Annotated in this window: 21 protein-coding genes and 4 tRNA genes; 16 read left to right on the plus strand and 9 right to left on the minus strand. The window is 61.6% G+C overall.

Annotation, left to right across the window (positions count from 1 at the left end):
- Positions 1–110: 110 nt before the first annotated feature.
- The 8 genes from pepN (at position 111) to BTO02_RS16000 (ending at position 7512) form a co-directional block, all read left to right on the plus strand.
- Positions 111–2828 carry an aminopeptidase N gene (gene pepN / locus BTO02_RS15975; RefSeq protein ID WP_075157857.1) on the plus strand — a complete coding sequence of 906 codons (2718 nt, stop codon included), beginning with the start codon at positions 111–113 and terminating at the stop codon, positions 2826–2828.
- 170 nt (positions 2829–2998) lie between these two features.
- Positions 2999–3280, plus strand: a complete 282-nt coding sequence (locus BTO02_RS15980) for a type II toxin-antitoxin system RelE/ParE family toxin (protein WP_075158919.1) — start codon at positions 2999–3001, stop codon at positions 3278–3280.
- A 16-nt stretch (positions 3281–3296) separates the two neighbouring features.
- Positions 3297–3761, plus strand: coding sequence for a HigA family addiction module antitoxin (locus BTO02_RS15985; RefSeq protein ID WP_075157858.1), 465 nt, complete (start codon positions 3297–3299; stop codon positions 3759–3761).
- Between the two features lie 189 nt (positions 3762–3950).
- On the plus strand, positions 3951–4967 hold the full coding sequence (locus BTO02_RS15990) for a class 1 fructose-bisphosphatase (RefSeq protein WP_075157859.1): 1017 nt from the start codon (positions 3951–3953) through the stop codon (positions 4965–4967).
- Positions 4968–5021: 54 nt separating this feature from the next.
- A tRNA-Thr gene (locus BTO02_RS15995) sits at positions 5022–5097 on the plus strand.
- Positions 5098–5304: 207 nt separating this feature from the next.
- Positions 5305–5682: a hypothetical protein gene (locus tag BTO02_RS34330; protein ID WP_156883838.1), complete on the plus strand. Its 378-nt coding sequence runs from the start codon at positions 5305–5307 to the stop codon at positions 5680–5682.
- 940 nt (positions 5683–6622) lie between these two features.
- Complete coding sequence (locus BTO02_RS34810; protein WP_198039152.1) at positions 6623–6772, plus strand: hypothetical protein; 150 nt, start codon at positions 6623–6625, stop codon at positions 6770–6772.
- 155 nt (positions 6773–6927) lie between these two features.
- Positions 6928–7512 (plus strand): chorismate mutase, encoded by a 585-nt coding sequence (locus BTO02_RS16000; protein WP_075158920.1) that lies wholly within the window; start codon positions 6928–6930, stop codon positions 7510–7512.
- Here BTO02_RS16000 and BTO02_RS16005 read toward each other — a convergent pair.
- Together BTO02_RS16005 and BTO02_RS16010 are read right to left on the minus strand one after the other, a co-directional pair.
- The gene (locus BTO02_RS16005; RefSeq protein ID WP_083615145.1) at positions 7509–8819 is read right to left on the minus strand and encodes an exonuclease domain-containing protein; all 1311 of its coding nucleotides are present in this window, start codon (positions 8817–8819) and stop codon (positions 7509–7511) included. The genes BTO02_RS16000 and BTO02_RS16005 overlap by 4 nt on opposite strands.
- Before the next feature lie 336 nt (positions 8820–9155).
- Entirely contained in the window at positions 9156–9359 is a 204-nt protein-coding gene (locus BTO02_RS16010; RefSeq protein ID WP_075158921.1) for a cold-shock protein, read from the minus strand.
- Positions 9360–9694: 335 nt separating this feature from the next.
- Between BTO02_RS16010 and BTO02_RS35140 the strand changes: the two genes are divergently transcribed.
- Both BTO02_RS35140 and BTO02_RS16020 read left to right on the plus strand, forming a co-directional pair.
- On the plus strand, positions 9695–9946 hold the full coding sequence (locus tag BTO02_RS35140; RefSeq protein ID WP_075158922.1) for a hypothetical protein: 252 nt from the start codon (positions 9695–9697) through the stop codon (positions 9944–9946).
- Positions 9947–10491: 545 nt separating this feature from the next.
- Positions 10492–11634, plus strand: coding sequence for a porin (locus BTO02_RS16020; RefSeq protein WP_075157860.1), 1143 nt, complete (start codon positions 10492–10494; stop codon positions 11632–11634).
- A gap of 123 nt (positions 11635–11757) precedes the next feature.
- Here BTO02_RS16020 and greB read toward each other — a convergent pair whose 3' ends face one another.
- Positions 11758–12330, minus strand: a complete 573-nt coding sequence (greB, locus tag BTO02_RS16025) for a transcription elongation factor GreB (RefSeq protein WP_075157861.1) — start codon at positions 12328–12330, stop codon at positions 11758–11760.
- Between the two features lie 168 nt (positions 12331–12498).
- Between greB and BTO02_RS16030 the strand changes: the two genes are divergently transcribed.
- Together BTO02_RS16030 and BTO02_RS16035 are read left to right on the plus strand one after the other, a co-directional pair.
- A tRNA-Arg gene (locus BTO02_RS16030) sits at positions 12499–12575 on the plus strand.
- A gap of 102 nt (positions 12576–12677) precedes the next feature.
- A tRNA-Arg gene (locus BTO02_RS16035) sits at positions 12678–12754 on the plus strand.
- Positions 12755–12848: 94 nt separating this feature from the next.
- Here the strand turns inward: BTO02_RS16035 and BTO02_RS16040 are convergent.
- From BTO02_RS16040 to BTO02_RS16060, 5 genes are all read right to left on the minus strand, one after another.
- A complete protein-coding gene (locus tag BTO02_RS16040) occupies positions 12849–13364 on the minus strand; it encodes a phage protein NinX family protein (RefSeq protein ID WP_075157862.1) in 516 nt (171 codons plus the stop codon).
- Between the two features lie 81 nt (positions 13365–13445).
- The gene (locus tag BTO02_RS16045; RefSeq protein ID WP_075157863.1) at positions 13446–15833 is read right to left on the minus strand and encodes a RelA/SpoT family protein; all 2388 of its coding nucleotides are present in this window, start codon (positions 15831–15833) and stop codon (positions 13446–13448) included.
- 117 nt (positions 15834–15950) lie between these two features.
- A complete protein-coding gene (rpoZ, locus tag BTO02_RS16050) occupies positions 15951–16154 on the minus strand; it encodes a DNA-directed RNA polymerase subunit omega (RefSeq protein ID WP_006025620.1) in 204 nt (67 codons plus the stop codon).
- 61 nt (positions 16155–16215) lie between these two features.
- The gene (gene gmk / locus BTO02_RS16055; RefSeq protein WP_075157864.1) at positions 16216–16899 is read right to left on the minus strand and encodes a guanylate kinase; all 684 of its coding nucleotides are present in this window, start codon (positions 16897–16899) and stop codon (positions 16216–16218) included.
- A gap of 92 nt (positions 16900–16991) precedes the next feature.
- Positions 16992–17927 carry a YicC/YloC family endoribonuclease gene (locus tag BTO02_RS16060; RefSeq protein ID WP_075157865.1) on the minus strand — a complete coding sequence of 312 codons (936 nt, stop codon included), beginning with the start codon at positions 17925–17927 and terminating at the stop codon, positions 16992–16994.
- A 269-nt stretch (positions 17928–18196) separates the two neighbouring features.
- On the opposite strand from BTO02_RS16060, the gene rph reads away from it, so the two are divergent.
- The 4 genes from rph (at position 18197) to BTO02_RS16080 (ending at position 20939) form a co-directional block, all read left to right on the plus strand.
- The gene (gene rph, locus BTO02_RS16065; RefSeq protein WP_075157866.1) at positions 18197–18937 is read left to right on the plus strand and encodes a ribonuclease PH; all 741 of its coding nucleotides are present in this window, start codon (positions 18197–18199) and stop codon (positions 18935–18937) included.
- Positions 18930–19580, plus strand: a complete 651-nt coding sequence (gene rdgB / locus BTO02_RS16070; RefSeq protein WP_075157867.1) for an RdgB/HAM1 family non-canonical purine NTP pyrophosphatase — start codon at positions 18930–18932, stop codon at positions 19578–19580. The genes rph and rdgB overlap by 8 nt, the downstream gene beginning before the upstream one ends.
- Positions 19577–20797 (plus strand): radical SAM family heme chaperone HemW, encoded by a 1221-nt coding sequence (gene hemW / locus BTO02_RS16075; protein ID WP_075157868.1) that lies wholly within the window; start codon positions 19577–19579, stop codon positions 20795–20797. The genes rdgB and hemW overlap by 4 nt, the downstream gene beginning before the upstream one ends.
- A 52-nt stretch (positions 20798–20849) precedes the next feature.
- Positions 20850–20939 (plus strand) — tRNA-Ser (locus BTO02_RS16080).
- Positions 20940–21125: 186 nt separating this feature from the next.
- Here the strand turns inward: BTO02_RS16080 and BTO02_RS16085 are convergent.
- The gene (locus BTO02_RS16085) at positions 21126–21911 is read right to left on the minus strand and encodes a DUF4365 domain-containing protein (protein ID WP_075157869.1); all 786 of its coding nucleotides are present in this window, start codon (positions 21909–21911) and stop codon (positions 21126–21128) included.
- Positions 21912–22013 lie beyond the last annotated feature (102 nt).

Genomic DNA, 22013 nt, shown 5'->3' on the forward strand with positions numbered 1-22013 from the left:
GGCGGGCGCCCCGGCTGTCCCCAGGGTCTTGCTTTGCTTTTAAAATGATCCGACCAGCCCGGCTCGCGCACAACGCGAGCCGGCTTCGAGACTCTCATTTTCTTCCGATCATGGCCGATACCGCTACGCCCCCCGTCATCCGCCGCGCCGACTACACGGCGCCTGCCTTCCTCATCGATACCGTCGCGCTCGAATTCGATCTCGTGCCCGAACGTACGACCGTCAGGAACACGATGCGTGTGCGCCGCAATCCGGACGCCACGCGTGACACGCACCTCGAACTGATGGGCGAACAGCTCGACTTCGTCAGTGCCGCCGTCGACGGCAAGCCGCACGCCGCGGTGCGCGTGCATGAACATGGCCTCACCGTCGAAAACGTGCCCGACGCATTCGAACTGACGCTCGTCGGCACCTGCAATCCGGCGGAAAACACGACGCTCTCGGGGCTCTATGTATCGAGCGGCAACTTCTTCACGCAGTGCGAGGCGGAAGGCTTTCGCCGCATCACGTGGTTTCTCGACCGCCCCGATGTCATGGCCACCTACACGGTCACGCTGCGAGCCGACAAGCAGGCGTACCCGGTGCTGCTGTCGAACGGCAATCTGCTCGAACAGGGCGATCTGCCGGACGGCCGGCACTTCGCGCGCTGGGAAGATCCGTTCAGGAAACCGAGTTATCTGTTCGCGCTCGTGGCCGGCAAGCTCGTCGCGCTCGAGGAGCGCGTCACGTCCGGTTCGGGCAAGGAAAAACTGCTGCAGGTCTGGGTCGAACCGCACGATCTCGACAAGACGCGGCACGCGATGGACTCGCTGATCCATTCGATTCGCTGGGACGAACGGCGCTTCGGGCTCGAACTCGATCTCGACCGCTTCATGATCGTCGCGGTCAGCGACTTCAACATGGGTGCGATGGAAAACAAAGGCCTCAACATCTTCAATACGAAGTATGTACTCGCGAACCCGGAAACGGCCACCGATACCGACTTCGCGAACATCGAAGCCGTGGTCGGCCATGAGTATTTCCACAACTGGACCGGCAACCGCGTAACCTGCCGCGACTGGTTCCAGCTCAGCCTCAAAGAAGGTCTGACCGTGTTTCGCGACCAGGAGTTTTCGGCCGATATGGCGGCCGGCGCTCACGGGCAAACGGCAGAAAACGGCGGCGACGAAGCTGCGCGCGCGACCAAGCGCATCGAAGACGTGCGCGTGCTGCGGCAGATGCAGTTCGCCGAAGACGCGGGCCCGATGGCGCATCCGGTGCGCCCCGAGAGCTACGTCGAAATCAACAATTTCTACACGATGACGGTCTATGAGAAAGGCTCGGAAGTCGTGCGGATGTATCAGACGCTATTCGGCCGCGACGGCTTCCGGCGCGGCATGGACCTGTACTTCGAGCGCCACGATGGTCATGCGGTTACGTGCGACGATTTCCGCATGGCGATGGCCGATGCGAATGGCCGCGACCTCGCGCAATTCGAGCGCTGGTACAGCCAGGCCGGCACGCCGCGCGTGACGGTCTCCACCGGCTACGATGCCGCGCAACGCCGTTATCGCGTCACCCTGAGACAGGGCTACGGCGAGAGTTCTCCGGCCGCGCGCGAAACGCAGAAAGGCCCGCTGCTGATTCCATTCGCGCTCGGTCTGATCGGCGCGGACGGCAAGGATCTGCCGCTGCGTCTCGAAGGCGACGCGCAGGCTCCCGCCGCAACCACGCGCGTGCTCGAATTCACCGAAAGCGAGCAGACCTTCACGTTCGTCGACGTCGCCGAAAAGCCGCTGCCGTCGTTGCTGCGCAATTTCTCGGCGCCGGTCATCGTCGAATACGACTACAGCGGCGACGAACTCGCCTTCCTGCTCGCGCACGACAGCGATCCGTTCAACCGCTGGGAAGCCGGACAACGGCTCGCGACGCGCGAGCTGCTGACGCTCGCCGAACAGGCGGCAAACGGCACGCCGCTGCGACTCGACGACGCGGTCGTCACGGCATTTGCGCGCGTGCTGAACGACGAAACGCTGTCGCCGGCGTTCCGCGAACTCGCGCTGATGCTGCCGTCCGAGGCGTACCTGGCCGAGCAGATGGGCGAATCGAACCCGGCGGCGGTGCACCGCGCGCGCCAGTTCGTCCGGCGGCGCCTCGCGAATACGCTCAGGGGCGACTGGCTCGCGATCTACGAACGGCATCGGACGCCGGGCGCCTATCAGGCCACGCCGGAAGATTCGGGCCACCGCGGCCTGAAAAATCTCGCGCTCGCGTATCTCGCCGAACTCGACGATCCGGACGACGCGGTGCGGCTTGCATCGGCGCAATATGCGTCGGCCAACAACATGACCGATCGCGCCGCCGCGCTCTCCGCACTGCTGACTACGGCGGCCACCTCGGGCAACGGCGAGGCGCAGCATGCGCTCGACGACTTCTATCGCCGCTTCGAAAAGGAGCCGCTCGTCATCGACAAGTGGTTCGCCCTGCAGGCGACGCAGCGCGGCACGCCGCAGCGGCCGGTCATCGATATCGTGCGCAAGCTCATGACGCATCCCGCGTTCAACCTGAAGAACCCGAATCGCGCGCGCTCGCTGATCTTCGGTTTCTGCGGCGCGAACCCCGCGCAATTCCATGCGGAAGACGGCTCCGGTTACGCGTTCTGGGCCGAGCAGGTGATCGCGCTCGACGCGCTCAATCCGCAAGTCGCGGCGCGCCTCGCGCGCACGCTCGAATTGTGGCGCCGTTTCACGCCCGCATTGCGCGAGCAGATGCGCGGCGCGCTCGAAAAGGTCGCCGCACAGGTCAAGTCGCGTGACGTGCGCGAGATTGTCGAGAAGGCGCTCGGCTAAGAGAGCCCGTTCCCGCTCTGTAGTACGAAGCCGGCACACGTTGCCGGCTTTTTTGTTTGCGCAGCGCGACCGTTGGCCGTTCGGACGACTGTTCAGCGTCGCGTGCGGCCGTCAAAGTAAACGCACTCGAACAATACTTTACATTTAACGCAGCGCGTTATACGATATCTATGATTTCATCAGTTGCCGACGAGGCAACGGCACTTGTTTTTTCGGGCGAGTTCACCAGTACGCTGCCCGTTCATATTCAGTCGATCGCGCATCGCAAACTGCAAATGCTCGACGCGGCAACCTCGCCTTCCGACCTGCTCGCACCGCCCGGCAACCGGCTCGAATTGTTGCACGGCGAACGCAGCGGTCAGTGGAGCATCCGCATCAACGAGCAATGGCGAATCTGCTTCTACTTCGCCGAAGGCGAAGCGCTGAACGTCGAAATCGTGGACTGCCACTGATTCAAAGGGAGGCTGTATGGTTATCAAACGTTCCGAGCTCGCAAACACGGATTTCTCGGATATCGCGACCGGCGAGCGGATCACCGCGGTCCATCCCGGTGAAGTCCTGCGCGCGGAGTTTCTCGACCCGCGCGGCATGTCGGTGAACGCACTCGCGCTCGCGCTGCGCGTACCGGCGCCGCGCATCAACGATGTCGTGCGCGGCAAGCGCGCGGTCTCACCGGAAACGGCCTTGCGTCTCGCGCGTTATTTCGGCACCAGCGCGCTCTTCTGGATGAACCTGCAGATCGCGTACGACCTGCGCGTCACCACCGCGCAGTCCGGCGCGCAAATCGAGCGCGAAATCGAGCCGCTGCCGCCACGCGAACGCCCGAAGCCGCCGAAAACGCAGTCCGCCAATGCGCGCGCCGCCACGCTCGCGGCGAGTGCGGCGCGACGCGTCGCCAATGGCGCCGCTGGCGCGGCTTCGCGTAAGGGCTGACTGCGCAAGCCCCCCCCTGCAAGCGCGCTCGCCATCGCATCGGCGACCGCATTTTTCGACCGCATCTGCAACCACACCTGCGACCGCATCTGCAACCTCAGCGCCACGGCTTTCACATTTTCTTTATGCGGAATCTGGCAGGCGAGCAGGTAAAATCGATGCATTCCTGAGCCTTCCCGGAGCACTGCAATGTCACTGCCACGCCGCACCACTCTCACGAAGTACCTGATCGAGCAACAGCGCGAATACAACAACCTTCCCGCGGATCTGCGTCTTTTGATCGAAGTCGTCGCACGCGCGTGCAAGGCCATCAGCTATCACGTCAGCAAAGGCGCGCTCGGCGAGGCGCTCGGCACCGCAGGCAGCGAAAACGTGCAAGGCGAAGTGCAGAAAAAGCTCGACATCCTGTCGAACGAAATTCTGCTCGAGGCAAACGAATGGGGCGGCAATCTCGCCGGCATGGCCTCCGAGGAAATGGAGCAGTTTTTCCCCATTCCGGCCAACTACCCGCGCGGGGAATACCTGCTCGTGTTCGATCCGCTCGACGGTTCGTCGAATATCGACGTGAACGTGTCGATCGGCACGATCTTCTCGGTGCTGCGCTGCCCCGACGGCCAGCAGCCCACCGAAGCGTCATTCCTGCAGCCGGGCACGCAGCAGGTCGCGGCCGGCTATGCCGTGTACGGTCCGCAAACGGTGCTCGTACTGACCACCGGCAATGGTGTGAACTGCTTTACGCTCGATCGCGAACTGGGGTCGTGGGTGCTCACGCAAAGCGACATGCGCATCCCCGTCGATACGCGCGAATATGCGATCAACGCATCGAATTCGCGTCACTGGCACGAGCCGGTACAGCAATATGTCAACGAATTGAACGCTGGCAAGGAAGGCCCGCGCCAGGCGGACTTCAATATGCGCTGGATCGCCTCGATGGTGGCAGACGTGCATCGCATTCTGAGCCGCGGGGGAATCTTCATGTATCCGGCCGACAAGCGCACGCCCGACCGGCCCGGCAAACTGCGGCTCATGTACGAGGCCAATCCGATGTCGTTCATCGTTGAACAGGCGGGCGGCGCGGCGACCAACGGCGAACAGCGCATCCTCGACATCACGCCGGGACATCTGCATGAGCGCGTCGCGGTGTTCCTTGGCTCGAAGAACGAAGTCGACCGCGTCACCCGTTACCACCTCGAAAGAAAAAAATAAGTGCGGGGCTTGCCAAGCCGATAAAGAAGTCCCTATAATCGCGGTTCTCCTGATGCCGGAATAGCTCAGACGGTAGAGCAGCGCATTCGTAATGCGAAGGTCGGGGGTTCGATTCCTCTTTCCGGCACCAACAAGAATCAAGTGCAGTTTCAAGCATTTAGCCCGGTCATTTGGCCGGGCTTTTTGCTTTCTAAGCGCACTTGCTTCTCGTGGTACTCCTGGTTTTGGCGGGTATTTGCGCCGCGAGGCGCCAGCAATCCGCCATGCGATTGTCGTGCGCCGCGCAAGTCGATCGGCACCGTGCGCTGCAACTCGGCACCCGAGCCTCGATTCCAGAGTGCAGCGCGACTTCTCCGGTATCGCCCGCGCATTCGCATATTGCGCGACCTGCGGCGGCAGCTGCGTCAGCCGCCAGCGCCTGCACGAGAGCGTCCGCATTGCCGGCCAAGTCAATCCATCGCAATCATCTTCACACGCACGTCACGATGCTTCTGTTGCCATCCATCATGATGCGCATCGTGTCGCGGCGAAATCTTTCCACGCGAGCCACAGTGCCCCGCTGTTTTCGAGCGGCGACGCGTACAACGCCTGCTCGTCTTTGCCTGTCACGCCGAACGCCGAACGCCGACGACGCGCCAAGCGTCTTGCCGTGTGCCGAAAGTCGGAAATAGCAGATGTCGGCGCGTCCATCGACGACGCTGAACCACGCCATTAAATCGGCTCTGGCATCGCGCTAGCAATCGTTGGTGCGCAAATCGTGTGACCGTGACCGTCCGAATGCGTGACGAACGCATGGTCGCCTTCGGCTCATGCGACCCGCAGCCGTCGCTTTGCATCGCCTGTAATTGCTGCCGTCCAACGTCACATAGCCGGTACAAACGGCGCGACCTGCGAATAACACGGTGAACGCGCATCGCGTGAACCGGGCAGATTCGACAGCAGCAGGGCTTCTGCGGAGACAGACCTGCGTGATTGCGGCACGTTGAAGCCTTGCGCCAAAAAAGCGGAATGGCGCTCTCCGGTGAAGCGTTTACGTATCAGGAGGCTCGGTGCGACCGCAGCGCCTTTTCAGTCGTGGCGACGTGATGTGCGCCGCTCCGACCGCAACCGGTCGCGCGACACCGCCGCGTACATTTGCATCAAGCGCGGGCGGAATCCGGTTGGCTCTCACTGTCTGTACCGCCGTCAACGAACTGTCCGAATTCGTCGTTATGGTGATAAGAGACGTTGCGCTGCGATGCGGGAAGCGACGGTCGCTTCAAACCAACGTTTGAAGCGGGGCGCGAGGCTGGCGTTGTGCGCGCATCACCGACGACCGGTGCTACAGCACATCGAGTACCACCGCGAGGCATACAACGCCGATCCGGCGAGTCGAATGTTTCATCGCTACCTGGCAGAAGTAAGCGCGCAGACAGCAAGAACATGAAATCGAGGATGTGAAGCGGACCTGACGTTGAACTGGACCTGAAGTGGTCTCGAAGTGGTCCCGAGGAAGTATTAAGGACAATCGACAAATTCTATTCACGCAACTTCAATCGCGGAGCCGGTGTGCCGTTAAAGCAACAACAAAGTACCGAAACCCTGGTTTTCCGATCACTCGCACTGGTAGCAAACGGGGACTGAGGCAGATAATCGATTTGTAAAGGAGAAAGTTCATGGACACGAAACCGCCGAAGATTCCGACCCCTGACAAGGTGTTGAGTCCGGATCCGGAACCCGCAGGCGTCGAATTTCTCGGGGCAGAATTGCCGGAGCACGTGCGGGCGTTTTTCGACGAACAACGCAAGTCGTGCGAACCGAAGTAACGACGAACGGGGACATCGCAACGGGTGATAGCGCGCCGAAGCTCCCGCGAGGAAAGCCGCGCGCCGTTGATATCGCTCGACTACTTGCACGCAGGCACTGGCAAGCGGCCGCGTGGCGCGTAGCCACGTCCGGCGCCGCGCGCGGCACAGTCCGCCTGCTATTCGTGATCGCATCCGCACTTGCGGTCGGATTCGCCCTTGCGCTCACGCCAGCCACGGCCCGCGCCGATTCCGACGACACTTCACTCACGAACCTGATCTCGCTCGTCTCGCAGCGGCTTGCACTGGCCGAACCCGTCGCCCACTGGAAGTGGATCAATCACCGGCCGATCGACGATGCGCGCCGCGAAGCCGCACTGCTCGCCGATGTCGCGAAGCGCGCACAGGCGGCAGGCGTCGACGCCGAATTCGCACACGAATTCTTCCAGGATCAGATCGATGCCAGCAAGGACATCCAGAACGCGCTCTTCGAGCAATGGCACAAGCTGCGGCCGCCCGAAGGTCCGGCGCCCGACCTGGCAACGCGCACGCGACCGCAACTGGACCGGCTCACGCAATCGATGATCGCCGCACTCGGACGTGTACAAGCGCTTCGCGCCGCGCCCGATTGCCCGACGCGGGTCGCGCAGGGTGTTGCCAACTGGAAGTCGCTTACGCGTTATGACGCAGCGCAGACGGAGGCGCTCAACCGGGCGCTCGGGCACGTCTGCGAGTCGGGCGGCGTCGGCGCGACGGGCTAGCTCGCGTTTGCGGCAGCGGACGCGGTCTCGCTGGCCGGCGTTTCGACCGACGGCTCGATTATCAGCGTCGCGCACCGATCGGGCGGCTGCACGGATGGCGGTGAAACGGGCGAATTCTGCGCCTCGGCCGAGGGCGACATCTGCAACGACGGCGGCAACTCGACCGGCATCACGCGCAAACCACGCGCAAGATGGGTCTGCAAGATCCGATACGTGGACAGTTCGAACCCGCGCGGCGCGCCTGCCTTGCGCTGCGCGAGCAGCGCATGCGCTTGCGTTGCCGATTGCACATGGCCCAGATAACACCAGCGGTCGACGACATGAAACGCGGGCTCCGCTTCCCCTGCGTGTTTGCCGCCCCCGCCGCGCTCTTCAAACACGATCGCGCCATCGAACGGCCACGGCGCATCGCCCGGATCGCTTCTCGACGTCCGCAGCGAACGATTGTGGCTCGGGCGCAGCGCGGCGATCCATTGCGCTTGCGCGAGCAGCGCCCCCAGCTCGCCGCCCGTCGCGCGCCAGTCGACGCGTCGCACGAGTTGCGCGAGCCGCATATCCTTCGACGAGCGCCGCTCACCCGTCAGATGCGCGCGGATCCGTTGACGGACCCGGACGCTTCGTCCCACGAACAGCGGGACGTCGTTTTCCCCATAGAACATATAGATGCCGCACCCCGCGGGCGCCGCATCGAGCGAATCCTCGGTGAGATCGCCGACGAGCCGGTAGCGCCGCATCGTGCGGTCGATCTGTGCACGCAGCGCGTCGAGCGGCACGAGGTCGTGCAGGCGCTGCCAGAACTGCCAGAGCAGATCCGCGTCGGCAAGCGCGCGGTGCCTGTCCGACGGCATGAGCGCGTGCCGCTCGACGAGCGCGTCGAGTCCGTGACGCTTTTCGGCCGGGAAGAGCGCGCGCGACAGACGTACCGTGCACAGCACATCGGGGTTGAATGCGAACCCGACGCGCTCGAATTCGCGATGCAGAAAACCGCGATCGAAGCTTGCGTTGTGCGCGACGAAGAGCTTGCCGTCGAGCCGCGCAAAGAGTTCGGATGCAATCGCATCGAAGGTCGGCGCGCCGCGCACCATTGCGTCGGTGATGCCGGTTAGCTGCTGGATGAACGGCGGAATGGGCTGCTGCGGATCGACCAGCGTGCTCCAGCGCGATGTGCCATGCGGCCCGACTTCGACGACGCCCACTTCGGTAATTCGATGCACGCCGGCCGAGCCGCCGGTCGTTTCGAGATCGACAAACGCGATCGGAACATCGAGCGCGGCCGGCGCCGGAGCCGCGAGGAACGCTTCAGACATGAATGGGAACAGGTTCGGGTGCGATAAATTCAGCCCAAGTATGCACCATCGGGTGCAAAGCCTGCTTGAAAGTTTCGTGTACGCAGACTCGCTAGCACGGCTGCTCAACACATGGCAATCGATCGCGCATACTTTGAGACAGATCGATTTATACGCGTTAATTCCAATCGCCGATTTATTGCTTTGAGATAAGTCTGATAATCATCGATGCATTTCGGGTCAATCGATCAAATGTTTTTCGTATTGGATATCATCAGATATTTTTCTGGCCACACAAACGAAAAGCCCTCGCCAGATGCGAGGGCTTGCGTCAGGCGTCGTGATTCTACGATGCCATTACAGCGGCTGGATGTTCGCAGCCTGCTTGCCCTTCGGGCCGGTCTTTACGTCGAAAGAGACACGCTGGTTCTCTTTGAGCGACTTGAACCCCTCCGCGCGGATTTCGGAGAAGTGAGCGAAGAGATCATCGCCACCCGCATCAGAAGTGATAAAGCCAAAGCCCTTAGCATCGTTGAACCATTTGACGACACCGGTTTCCATATCCATTTCCTCGAATTTGTTTTGAGACGACAGTCGACTTCACCGACTCGAACTGATTCGATATCGGCTTGGCATTTATACGTGCTAATGCAGTGAATCGTCAAGCAGTGGTTTACCAGCGTCCGATTATCGTTCGACGAATGCACGTTGCATTCGTGCTTTTCTATTAAATACAGAAATGCGTGGCAACCGACGTTTTTACCGCCATCAGATTAGGGCAGGGAATTTCTGCCGACATGTAACAAAACGTGAATATTCGTAAGTGTTTTTACGGGTTGTTAGGCCTTGGGGCGCATTACATGATGGTTCACAGCAGTGGATTCAGGGAGGTCGCCATGCTGCTATCCGTTATGCGCCGCTTCGCGGCCTGTTTCACCACACCGCTCACTGAGCCTTCCGGGAAATTCGCCACTGGTAGCCGACCTGCGGCGGCCCCCCCGGCGCTGCCATTCGATCCGGTCTGGCACGGCGACCACTGGCAGAACCTGCTGTCTTCCCCGATGGACGCGCGACATTACGTAATGGAAGATTGGAGCGTCGCATCCGGGCCCGAATGGGCGGCTTCCGCTATCACAAGACGTGCGTAGCCGAACAACTGGCTTCACGAAGGCGGGCGTGTAGAGGGCGAAAAAAAGCGCGACGGTAAAGTCGCGCCTGACAAAGTTTGGAGATCTTTTTCGTCAACGAAAAAGTCTGCTTTGGAAAGCAGCAAATTCAGTATAGCGCCCTCTTTTAATCGGGATTAGCGGCGCGGTCCGCAAACATTCATTTCCGATCAGGCAATAATCAGACCTTTGCTGGAATATTTGTTGTTTTTCCGCATCATCCGCCGTAGCAATTACACAACGCGATGTCGCGGGCACCCGCCCCAGGGTCATCCCGAATGCGTGTAAGCCCTTTGCCAGTAAGGCTGCGCAGGCCACCGCCGATCATTTCCCATCCCGTAATACATTATTGCAGAAACTGGAACGGTCACGCGGCGATGAGCGTCTCTACACTTTGGCTACCGGAAAACGAACGCGCCCTGGTCAGCGCGTTTTTGCGCGAACTCCGCCTCTCGCAGCGCCTCGCGTGAACCGTTTTCTCAAAAGCCTGGGTTTCCAAAGCCCATCCTGTTCTCGGAGTTACAAAGATGAAAAAGACACTCATGGTCGCCGCCCTGACGGGCGTGTTTGCTACTGCGGCTCACGCGCAGAGCAGCGTTACGCTGTACGGCTTGATCGACGCCGGCATCACCTACACCAACAACCAGCACGGTGCGAGCAACGTCCAGGAAACATCGGGCTCGATCAACGGCAGCCGCTGGGGCCTGCGCGGTGCTGAGGACCTCGGTGGCGGTCTGAAGGCAATCTTCACGTTGGAAAGCGGCTTCGGCATCAACGACGGCACCTCGAAGCAAGGTAACCGTCTGTTCGGTCGTCAAGCATTCGTCGGTCTCGCGAGCGACCAGTTCGGCGCTGTGACCCTCGGCCGTCAATATGACAGCATGGTCGACTTCGTCGCCCCGCTGGCTCTGACGGGCACGCAATACGGCGGCACGCAGTTCGCCCACCCGTACGATAACGACAACCTGAACAACTCGTTCCGCGTGAACAACTCGGTGAAGTACACGAGCGTGAACTATGCGGGCTTCAAGTTCGGCGCGTTGTATGGCTTCTCGAACCAGGCTGACGGCTTCGCGAACAACCGCGTGTACAGCGCGGGCGCATCGTATAGCTTCGCTGGCTTCAACGTCGGCGCCGGCTACTTGCAGGTCAACAATAACGCAGGCGCGATCAACACGGCGACGACCAACGCAAGCGGCGCAATCTCGGGCGACAACACGTTCTTCGCTAGCCGCCAGCAAACGTGGGGCGCAGGTGCCAACTACACGCTCGGACCGGCAACGTTCGGCCTCGTGTACACGCAAACGAACCTGCAAGACCTGGCCGGCTTCGGCTCGGGTGCCGGCGGCCAACCGTCGCTCGGCGCTCCGACCAGCGCTCACTTCCAGAACTTCGAAGCGAACGCACGTTACGCTCTGACGCCGGCTCTGAGCATCGCCGGTTCGTACACGTACACGAAGACGAGCCTCGCAGCGACGAACCCGCACTTCAACCAGGTCAACCTGCAAACGGACTACGCGCTGTCGAAGCGGACGGACGTGTACCTGCAGGCTGAATACGTGACCACGAACGACAACGCGATCGTTCACCCGGTCATCAACGGTATCGGCGCAGCTTCGGCGACGAACAACCAGGTTGCTGTGACCGGTGGTATCCGTCACCGCTTCTAAGACAAGCGATCAAGAAAAGAGCAGTATCCGCAGTATTGAAGGCGCCGCTTGCGGCGCCTTTTTTTATTGTCGCGTGCTCGATAGTTGCGTGCGAGCTTGTCCGCCTTTCCATTGGCGGGCGATTTACGCCGCCTCCTCTTCCGCAGATGGATAGCGCACGTCGAGCACATCGATCGACTCCGGGCCCGCCGGCGTATGCAACGTGACCTGGTCGCCGATTTTCGCCTTCAACAGAGCACGCGCAATCGGCGAAATCCAGCTGACGTGCCCGTGGTCCAGATCGACCTCGTCGATACCGACGATTTTCACCGTGTGCGACTCGCCGTCGCCAGTCGCATATTCGACGGTCGCTCCAAAGAACACCTGATCGGTATTCTCCTGCCTGCTGCTGTTGACCACCTCCGCAAGATCGAGGCGTTTGGTGAGGAAGCGGATGCGCCGGTCGATTTCCCGCAGGCGCCGCTTGCCGTAGATATAGTCGCCGTTTTCCGAGCGGTCCCCGTTCGACGCCGCCCACGACACGAGCTTTACGACTTCGGGCCGTTCTTCATCGATTAGATGCAGCAGCTCCGTGCGCAGCCTGCGATGGCCTGCCGGCGTGATGTAGTTCTTCGCTCCCGCGGGAACGTCCGGTTGTGCGACGTCGAGATCGTCGTCGTTGTCGTCGCTCGATTCTTTGACAAAAGCCTTGTTCATGATGATCTGCCAATACTGACTGGCTCTGCAGCCAAAACGAGAACATTGATTGATGCGAGGGCATCAGCGGATGCCCCGATACCAAGCCTACATGATGGCAGCAACCGGACAAATCGCGGAATGTCGCTTCCCTTTTCTGCCAGCTTTGCTATAATCCCGTTTCTGCGTGCGGCTGTAGCTCAGTTGGATAGAGTACTTGGCTACGAACCAAGGGGTCGTGGGTTCGAATCCTGCCAGCCGCGCCACCTATTCAAGGGCCTTCTTCCGGAAGGCCCTTTCATTTGATCCGGCAGCACGATAACCGGGTCAATGCATTGCTCAACAATGTAAGCAGTAACGTCTTGCGTGCGGCTGTAGCTCAGTTGGATAGAGTACTTGGCTACGAACCAAGGGGTCGTGGGTTCGAATCCTGCCAGCCGCGCCATTTTCGAAGGGCCTTCCGTTTGTTACGTCGGAAGGCCCTTTGCTTTGGCGGCATCGTTTCGCCGCGCGCGATACATGTGTCATCGTCACATGGTTCACATGCGCGGCACCGATCTGATATCGCCGATCCGCCCATCAGGCACCGGCGGATCCTCGACTGCACTCATCGCCGTCTGCTCGCCGACCGGCTCCGCTCGCGCGCCGACCAGCGCCTGCGACTGCCGCAGCACATCGTCGACGGTATCGCCGAAGCGGTTCGCGACAAACGCCCGCAGCAACGCAATGCGCAGCGACTCGCCGCGTCCCTCGGCAGCGCGCCCGCTGCTGCCGCCGACGCCATCGCGCGCTTCATCGAATTCGGCCACACAATGCACGGCGCCATTGCGCAGGCGTTCCCTCACATCTATGCGCCGTGAGCGCTCGAGCACCACTGAAGCAGCATCCCACGACGTCGATGGCGTGAAGCGGCCGTCCCACGGACGCCCGCGATCGTTACCTCGAATCGAAACGGTGCGGCCACTGTCGGTGAAGTGAATCTCGCGCACGAAGTCATGCAGACTGCGCGCAACCCAGTAGTCGAGCGCCACGCCGGTCAGGTCCGCTACCTTCATTGGTTCCCTCCCGATAACACACATGTCCATCGAGACGCAGCAAGGCGCGCGCCCGAGGCGCCGCATGCTTCTGTGTCCGGCTCAGTAATCGCCGCGCTCGCGATCGATCCGCATACCGCCATCGTGGCGATGGTGGCCGCCGTCTTCGCTCGGCCGCTCGCGTGCGATGCGCATCACGTCGAGGTTGGTCCGCACGCGTCGCATCACATTCGCGAGATGCACGCGGTCGCTCACCTGAATGACGAAGCGCAGCACCGTCGATTCCTGCGACTGATCTTCGTCCATCGCGATATGGACGATGTTCGCATCGGCCGACGTAATGTCCGCCGCGACGCGCGCGAACACGCCCTTGGTGTTCTTCACGAGCACCTTGATGGCGACGTCGAACAGGCGCCCCGGCTGCGGCGCCCACGCGACATCGATCCAGCGGCCCGGATCGCGCCGGTGGATGCGCTGGGCGACGCGGCAATCGGTCGTGTGAATCGCCATCCCGAGGCCGATGCCGATATAGCCCATGATGTTGTCGCCGGGAATCGGCCGGCAGCATGCGGAGAGCTGCACCGACATTCCTTCGGTACCCGTAATGACGACGGGCGGCGCATTCGGCGCCGTACCGTGCTCGCCACGCGAATGACCGTCTTCGTCGCCGTCGTGACCGCTCATCAGCACTTCGATGCGCTTGGCCATGACCGCGGCCACACGCCGGCCCAAGCCGATATCGGCGAAAATTTCCTGACGATTCTTGTTGCCGGTCCACTGCACGAGCTTTTCCCACGCATCGGGCGTAACGTCGGCAAGCGACAGCCCGTAGCCCTTCAGCGACTGATCGACGAGCCGCTCGCCCAGCTGCACGGACTCGTTCAGCCGCATCGTCTTCAGATAGTGACGAATCGCGGTGCGCGCCTTGCCGGTACGCACGAAACCGAGCCATGCGGGGTTCGGCTTCGAATACGGCGCAGTGATCACCTCGACGATGTCGCCGCTCTTCAACTCCGTACGCAGCGGCAGCAGTTCATTGTTGATCTTCACGGCGACGCACTGATTGCCGAGGTCGCTATGGATCGAATACGCGAAGTCGAGCGCGGTCGCACCGCGCGGAAGCGCCATGATCTTCGACTTCGGCGTGAACACATAGACCGCATCCGGGAACAGATCGATCTTCACATGCTCGAGGAATTCGCTCGAATCGCCGACTTCGCTCTGAATATCGAGCAGCGACTTCAACCACTGATGCGCGCGCTTCTGCACATCGTTGAGGTCCGCGCCGCCGTTCTTGTACAGCCAGTGCGCGGCGACGCCCGCTTCGGCGATCTCGTGCATCTTGCGCGTGCGCACCTGGAACTCGATCGGCGCACCGAACGGCCCGACGAGCGTGGTATGCAGCGACTGGTAGCCGTTGACCTTCGGAATCGCGATGTAGTCCTTGAACTTGCCCGGCACCGGCTTGTACAGCGCATGCAGCGCGCCGATGCACGTATAGCATTCGAGCGGGCTTTCGACGACCACGCGAAAACCGTACACGTCGAGCACTTGCGAAAACGACAGCTGCTTGTCGCGCATCTTCTTGTAGATGCTGAAGATGGTTTTCTCGCGGCCCGTCACTTCCGCGTCGAGCTTCGCATCGCAGAGCGCGCGCTGCACCGACTCGAGAATCTTGCCGACCACTTCGCGCCGGTTGCCGCGCGCGGCCTTCACCGCTTTTTCGAGCGTTGCGTAACGATGCGGATTGAAGTTCGCAAAGCTCAGGTCCTGCAGCTCGCGATACGTATTGTTCAAACCGAGCCGGTGTGCAATCGGCGCGTAGATATCGAGCGTTTCGCGTGCGACGCGCCGGCGTTTCTCGGGCGGCACCGCGCCGAGCGTGCGCATGTTGTGCAGCCGGTCCGCGAGCTTGACGAGGATCACGCGCACGTCGCGCGCCATCGCGAGCAGCATTTTGCGGAAGTTCTCCGCCTGCGCTTCCTCGCGATTGCGAAACTCCATCTTGTCCAGCTTCGACAACCCGTCGACGAGTTCCGCGACCTTCGCGCCGAACCGTTCGGCGAGTTCGGCCTTGGTCACGCCCTGGTCTTCCATCACGTCGTGCAGCAGCGCGGCCATGATGGACTGCGCGTCGAGCTTCCAGCCGGCGCAGATTTCCGCGACCGCGACCGGATGCGTGATATAGGGTTCGCCGCTCTGACGGTATTGCCCGAGGTGAGCTTCGTCGCTGAAGTGGAACGCGGCCTTGACCGCCTTGATGTCTTCCGGCGACAGATAAGCCGAAAGCGCGGCGGTCAGCTTCGCGATCGAGACGACGTCGTGCCGGCGCGGCTGCTCCGGCGTTGCGGTCGGCCCGAACAGATGGCGAAACGATTGTTCGAGGACCGCATCGATGTACTTGCGTGCGGACGAAGGCGCTTCGGTTTCGTGTCCATCATCCGCGTGGGATGCGACGTCCGACATGGAGGACGTGGGGTTCGAGCTCATGTCCGCCTCCTGACCGGGTTAATGGACGCCAATGGACGCCAGTCGAACTGGCGACGCGCCAATCCGCACGCGTGGGTTCAAGTTACATGACGTTCGACGGTGAATGAAGGTGCGCGCTTAAACCGGCACCTTCTTCAGCATTTCGACGCCGACCTGGCCGGCCGCGATTTCGCGCAGCGCGACGACGGTGGGCTTGTCGCGGCTTTCGATCTTCGGCGTGTGGCCTTGCGCGAGCTGACGCGCACGGTAGGTTGCGGCAAGCGCCAGCTCGAAACGATTCGGGATCTGTTTCAGACAGTCTTCGACGGTAATGCGGGCCATGGTGAAAATTCCTTCTCTGGTTGTTGCTTATTCTACCTTATGTGTTCGAACCGACGTCCGGTCAGCCCGCGTGCGGCAAGTGGATGCCGAGCTGCACGAACAGGTCCGTATGCCGTGCGTACTGCGATGCGAACCGCAGCCGCGTGGCGGCGACGAGGCACTGCAGTTCGGCCAGCGCGCGATCGAAATTCTCGTTGATCACGACATATTCCGCTTCGGCCGCATGCGCCATCTCGCCGCCTGCCGCGAGCAGCCGCCGCGTGATGACGTTCGGCTCGTCCTGACCGCGCTTCCTGAGACGCTCTTCGAGCGCTTCGAGCGACGGCGGCAGAATGAAAATCTCAACGGCGTTGTGAAACTGACGTTTCACCTGCTGCGCACCTTGCCAGTCGATTTCGAGCAGCACGTCGTGGCCGATCGTCATCTGCTCTTCGATCCAGAGCCGCGAGGTCGCGTAATAGTTGCCGTGCACTTCGGCGCTCTCGAGAAACTCGCCCGCGGCATGGCGCGCGAGGAAATCCTCGACGCTCGTGAAATGGTAGTGCTCGCCGTCCTGCTCTTTCGGACGCGGCGCGCGCGTCGTGTACGAAATCGACAGACGGATCGCCGGATCGCGCGCGAGCAGCGCATTGACGAGCGTCGATTTGCCCGCGCCGGACGGTGCGACAACCATGAACAGGTTGCCCGGATACGCTCGCGCATAGGGACTGCGCGGTGCGCTGCTTTCGCGTGTGTGGTCGGTCATGCCCGTAGCTCCTGCTGCGTTAAGCCCACTTCTTTACCCGCTCTTCAAGTGCTTGTTCGATGGGTTTTTCCGGTCGGTGCGAGACCGACTACCTATTCGAGATTCTGCACCTGCTCGCGCATCTGCTCGATCAGGAGCTTCAACGTCATCGACGAATCGGCGAGTTCCTTCGCCGCCGCCTTGGAACCGAGCGTATTCGCTTCGCGGTTCAGCTCCTGCATCATGAAGTCGAGCCGCTTGCCGACCTTGCCGCCTTTCTGGATCACATGCCGCGTCTCGTTCAGATGCGCGGTCAGGCGCGACAGCTCTTCGGCGATATCGATACGAATGCCGTACATCGTCACTTCCTGGCGAATCCGCTCGGCGATCTCCTCGCGCGACACGATCGTCGCCGCGGTATCGGGCGCCGCAACGCCGAGCGCTTCCTGCAGGCGCTCGACAATCTTCTGCTGATGCTTCGCGATCAGTTCCGGCACGAGCGGCGTGATCTTCGCCACGATCGCCTCCATTTCGGTGACGTTCGCGAGCAGCATCGTCGCAAGCTGCGCGCCTTCGCGTCCACGCACGTCGATGAGCTCGGTAATGGCCTGCTTGCCGCATGCGAGCACTGCGTCGCGCAGCACCTCGGGCGACACGCCGCTCTCGGCAAGCACGCCCGGCCAGCGCAGAATCTCACCGGTGCGCAGGCGGCCGGCTTGAGGAAATGCTTCGAGCACCGCGCGCTCCAGACCGGCCAGTTGATCGAGCGCATCGCGATTGAGTGCGCCCGCGTTCGCCGTCTGCTCGCTGCGCTGCAGATTGACGCGAATATCGACCTTGCCGCGCGAGAGCTTCGTCATCAGCATTTCGCGTAATGTCGGTTCGCAGACACGCACGTCTTCGGGCATCCGGAAGTTCAGATCGAGAAAGCGCGAGTTCACCGTGCGCAACTCGACGGACACGCTGAGGCCGCCGTTGCCGGCGCCGTTTCCGGAAACCGCGGCGAGTTCGCGCGTGGCGCTCGCATAGCCAGTCATGCTGTAGATCATCGTTCGTCTCGCGAAGGGGGCGTGCCGCCGTGTGCACTGCCCGGGATGCGGTCGCCCGGCGTGTACGAGACGCGGGGCAGGGAACGCGCATTATCCCATTTTTGGCGAAAGTGCCCGCTGGACGTGCCTCTGCGGCGAACCAGACGATCGGCGCTAAAATCGAAGCTTGCCGGGCGCCCTCCTTTCCCGGGCACGCTCAGGCGCGCCCGAACAGGCCCGCATACGCCCGATCGCCCCCAACCCTTCCCGACCACGACCACGCCACCACGATGAACGACACCACGACCCGCCCGAGCGGCCGCCGCGCCGATGAGCTACGCAAGGTGCGCATCACGCGCCACTACACGAAGCATGCCGAAGGCTCCGTCCTGATCGAATTCGGCGACACGAAGGTGATCTGCACCGCCAGCATCGCCGAACAGGTGCCGGCGTTTCTGCGCGACCGGGGTCAGGGATGGCTGACCGCGGAATACGGCATGCTGCCCCGTGCGACGCATACGCGCAGCGACCGCGAAGCGGCACGCGGCAAGCAAACGGGCCGCACGCAGGAAATCCAGCGCCTGATCGGCCGCGCGCTGCGCTCGGTATTCGATCTCGAACGGCTTGGCCCGCGCACGCTGCATATCGACTGCGACGTGATCCAGGCCGATGGCGGCACGCGCACGGCGAGCATCACGGGTGCGTTCGTCGCCGCCCACGATGCGGTGGCGAAGCTGCTCGCGACTGGCCGCATCGAGCAGTCGCCGATTACCGACTACGTCGCGGCGATCTCGGTCGGCGTGTTCGATGGCTTGCCCGTGCTCGATCTCGACTACGACGAAGACTCGCAGTGCGATACCGACATGAACGTCGTGATGACGGGCGACGGCGGCTTCGTCGAAATCCAGGGTACGGCGGAAGGCGAGCCGTTTTCGCGCGACGAGATGAACGCGCTGCTCGATCTCGCGCAAAGCGGTATCGAAGCGCTGATCGCGAAGCAAAAGGAAGTATTGGAGATTACCGGTGAATGATCGTCGGAAAGCCGAGGACGGTGACCATGCGGTGAAGCCGTCGCTCGGCAGGGTCGTGCTCGCATCGAACAATGCGGGCAAGCTGCGTGAATTCGCGGCGCTGCTCGATGCGGCCGGCATCGAACTGATCGCGCAGGGCACGCTCGATGTGCCCGAAGCGGAAGAACCGCATCAGACGTTCGTCGAAAACGCACTCGCGAAAGCGCGCCATGCGGCGAAGCTGACCGGCCTGCCGGCGCTCGCGGACGACTCGGGCTTGTGCGTGCGTGCATTGCGTGGCGCGCCCGGCGTTTATTCGGCGCGCTATGCGCAACTCGCCGGCGGCGAAAAGAGCGACGCGGCGAACAATGCGCGCCTCGTCGCGCAGCTCGCCCATGTGGCGGACCGCCGCGCGTATTACTTCTGCGTGCTCGTGCTCGTGCGCGATGCCGACGATCCCGAGCCGCTGATCGCCGAAGGTCGCTGGCAAGGGCAAATCATCGACGCACCGCGCGGCGCGCACGGCTTCGGCTACGATCCGCACTTCTTCATTCCGGCGCTGAATGCGACGGCTGCCGAACTTCAACCGTCGGTGAAAAACGCGACGAGCCATCGCGCGATTGCGTTGCAGCAGTTGCTTGCACGGCTCGAGGAGGACGCGTGAGCGCAAGTGCAATATCGGCCGGCGGCCGCGTGGTCCAGGCCTTCAACGCGCCGGGCAGCATCCGCCTGACGTCGCTGCCGCCGCTCGCGCTTTATGTGCACTTCCCGTGGTGCGTGCGCAAGTGTCCGTATTGCGACTTCAACTCGCACGAATGGAAAGGCGAGCGCTTTCCGGAGAGCGATTATCTCGACGCGCTGCGCGCCGACCTCGAACACGCGCTGCCGCTCGTCTGGGGCCGCCAGGTGCATACGGTGTTTATCGGCGGCGGCACGCCGAGCCTGCTGTCTGCGCCGGGGCTCGACCGGCTGCTGTCCGACGTGCGCGCGCTGCTGCCGCTCGACGCCGATGCGGAAATCACGCTCGAAGCAAACCCCGGCACGTTCGAAGCGGCGAAGTTCGCGCAGTTTCGCGCGAGCGGCGTGAATCGCCTGTCGGTCGGCATCCAGAGCTTCAACGAAACGCATCTGAAGGCGCTCGGCCGCATTCACGATGCGGCGCAGGCACGTCATGCCGTCGAGGTCGCCGCGCACACGTTCGAGAATTTCAATCTCGACCTGATGTTCGCGCTGCCGCAGCAAACGCTCGCCGAATGCGAGGCCGACATCGAAACGGCGCTGTCGTATGCGCCGCCGCATCTGTCGCTGTATCACCTGACGCTCGAACCGAACACGCTATTTGCGAAGTTTCCGCCACCGCTGCCCGACGACGATGCGTCCGCGGACATGCAGGACTGGATCCACGAACGCACGGCCGCCGCGGGCTACGAGCGCTACGAAGTATCGGCGTATGCGAAGCCGCACCGGCAGAGCAAGCACAACCTGAACTACTGGCGTTTTGGCGACTATCTCGGCATCGGCGCGGGCGCGCATACGAAGCTGTCGTTCCCGAACCGGATCCTGCGGCAGATGCGCTACAAGCACCCGGCGACGTTCATCGAAGAAGCGAAAGCCGGGCACGCGGTACAGGAAGAACACGAAGTCGGCGCGCGCGACCTGCCGTTCGAATTCATGCTCAACGCGCTGCGGCTCGTCGAAGGCTTTCCGGTGCATCGCTTTATCGAGCGCACCGGCTTGCCGATGACGTCGATCGAACCCGCGCTGCAGGAAGCCGAGCGTCGCAAGCTGATCACGCGCGACTATGAAAAGATCGCACCGACTCCGCTTGGTCAGGCGTTTCTGAATGATTTGCAAGCGTTGTTTCTCAAGGAATCGCAGTAGGCGGGCAATGTTCTGGGGCGGGCACGCCGTTTCAGGTTACAATTTCGGGTTCGGAGGGCTGGCAGAGCGGTTGAATGCACCGGTCTTGAAAACCGGCAAGGCTTTACGGCCTTCGTGGGTTCGAATCCCACGCCCTCCGCCAGAGGCCATCATAACCAGTTGAAAATAAACGTATTTTTTTGATTTCTGGCGGATTACTCACAAACCAACTATCAAAACGAAACGCGGGGTTGATTCCCGCGCAGTACATCAGGTATCGCGTCCTAAGCGCTGGGGCCAACGGTAATGCAGCCAGTGGCGGGCAAGATTCGCGGTACCGCGCGCCCCTCTAGTCCAGCGAAAGATGCGCGAAAGAGCGCTCACAGAACGTCCGCACCGCGTGCGTTTGCTCCTTCCAATCCATATCCCCGGACAGACATTCGCTTAAGTCATCGTACGCTTTCTTGAACTTGCCAACCGATGCCGAGTACCCGCAGTCATTGCCGGTTTTTTTGCGAAGCGAAGATGCAGAAAGACGCAGTTCAATCAATTTGCGTTCAAGCTCGTTAATCGTCTCGATCTCATCCAACGCAGCATCACTGTTCGGATTGTAGCCGGGACGGTCCTCGTCAAGCATATTGCGAATCCGTCTGCACTCCCAATCGATGGGCCGTAACCTTTGCCGAAGACGATTCGACGCATGGCGGTACGCAAGTTTCCGCAACTCGACCTTGCTGGCTGTGGACAACCGCTGAAAGTCTGACTCGGTCAAACTACCGGAAGCATGTCCATCGGAACTCAAATACTCGCGCAAGGGGTCAACATAATGAAAAAACAACTTTTTTGACGGAAAAAGCAAAACCACTATCAATACGGGGGTTCGGATGCTCTGCCAGTATTCGAAGTGCTTTCGAGACAGCGACATCGGTTGGATGCTCTCTTCTGTCTGCGCCTTTATTTGAACCGCGATGAAGTTCCCCGTTGTCTCTCCGTCGCTGTCGAGCGCCTCGACCTGTGCATCGATTCCGAGGTCAACGTCAAGCAGACGGCACGGCCACTGTAACTTGTGCGAGACCCAATACCCGAAGTAGTACTCCCCGGCATCCCCTGTCGCGTTTGAAGCATCGTATTTCATCGTAAATTAAGATTGAGAATCGAAGGTATTCGGTTCGCAAGCCGGCGTTTCATGTAGACAGCTGCGCTCGCAAGCTTAAAAGTAAGAAATTCCTTGTAGACA

Origin of the sequence: Paraburkholderia sp. SOS3 (assembly GCF_001922345.1) — a bacterium.
In the GTDB taxonomy this organism is placed as follows: Bacteria; Pseudomonadota; Gammaproteobacteria; order Burkholderiales; family Burkholderiaceae; genus Paraburkholderia.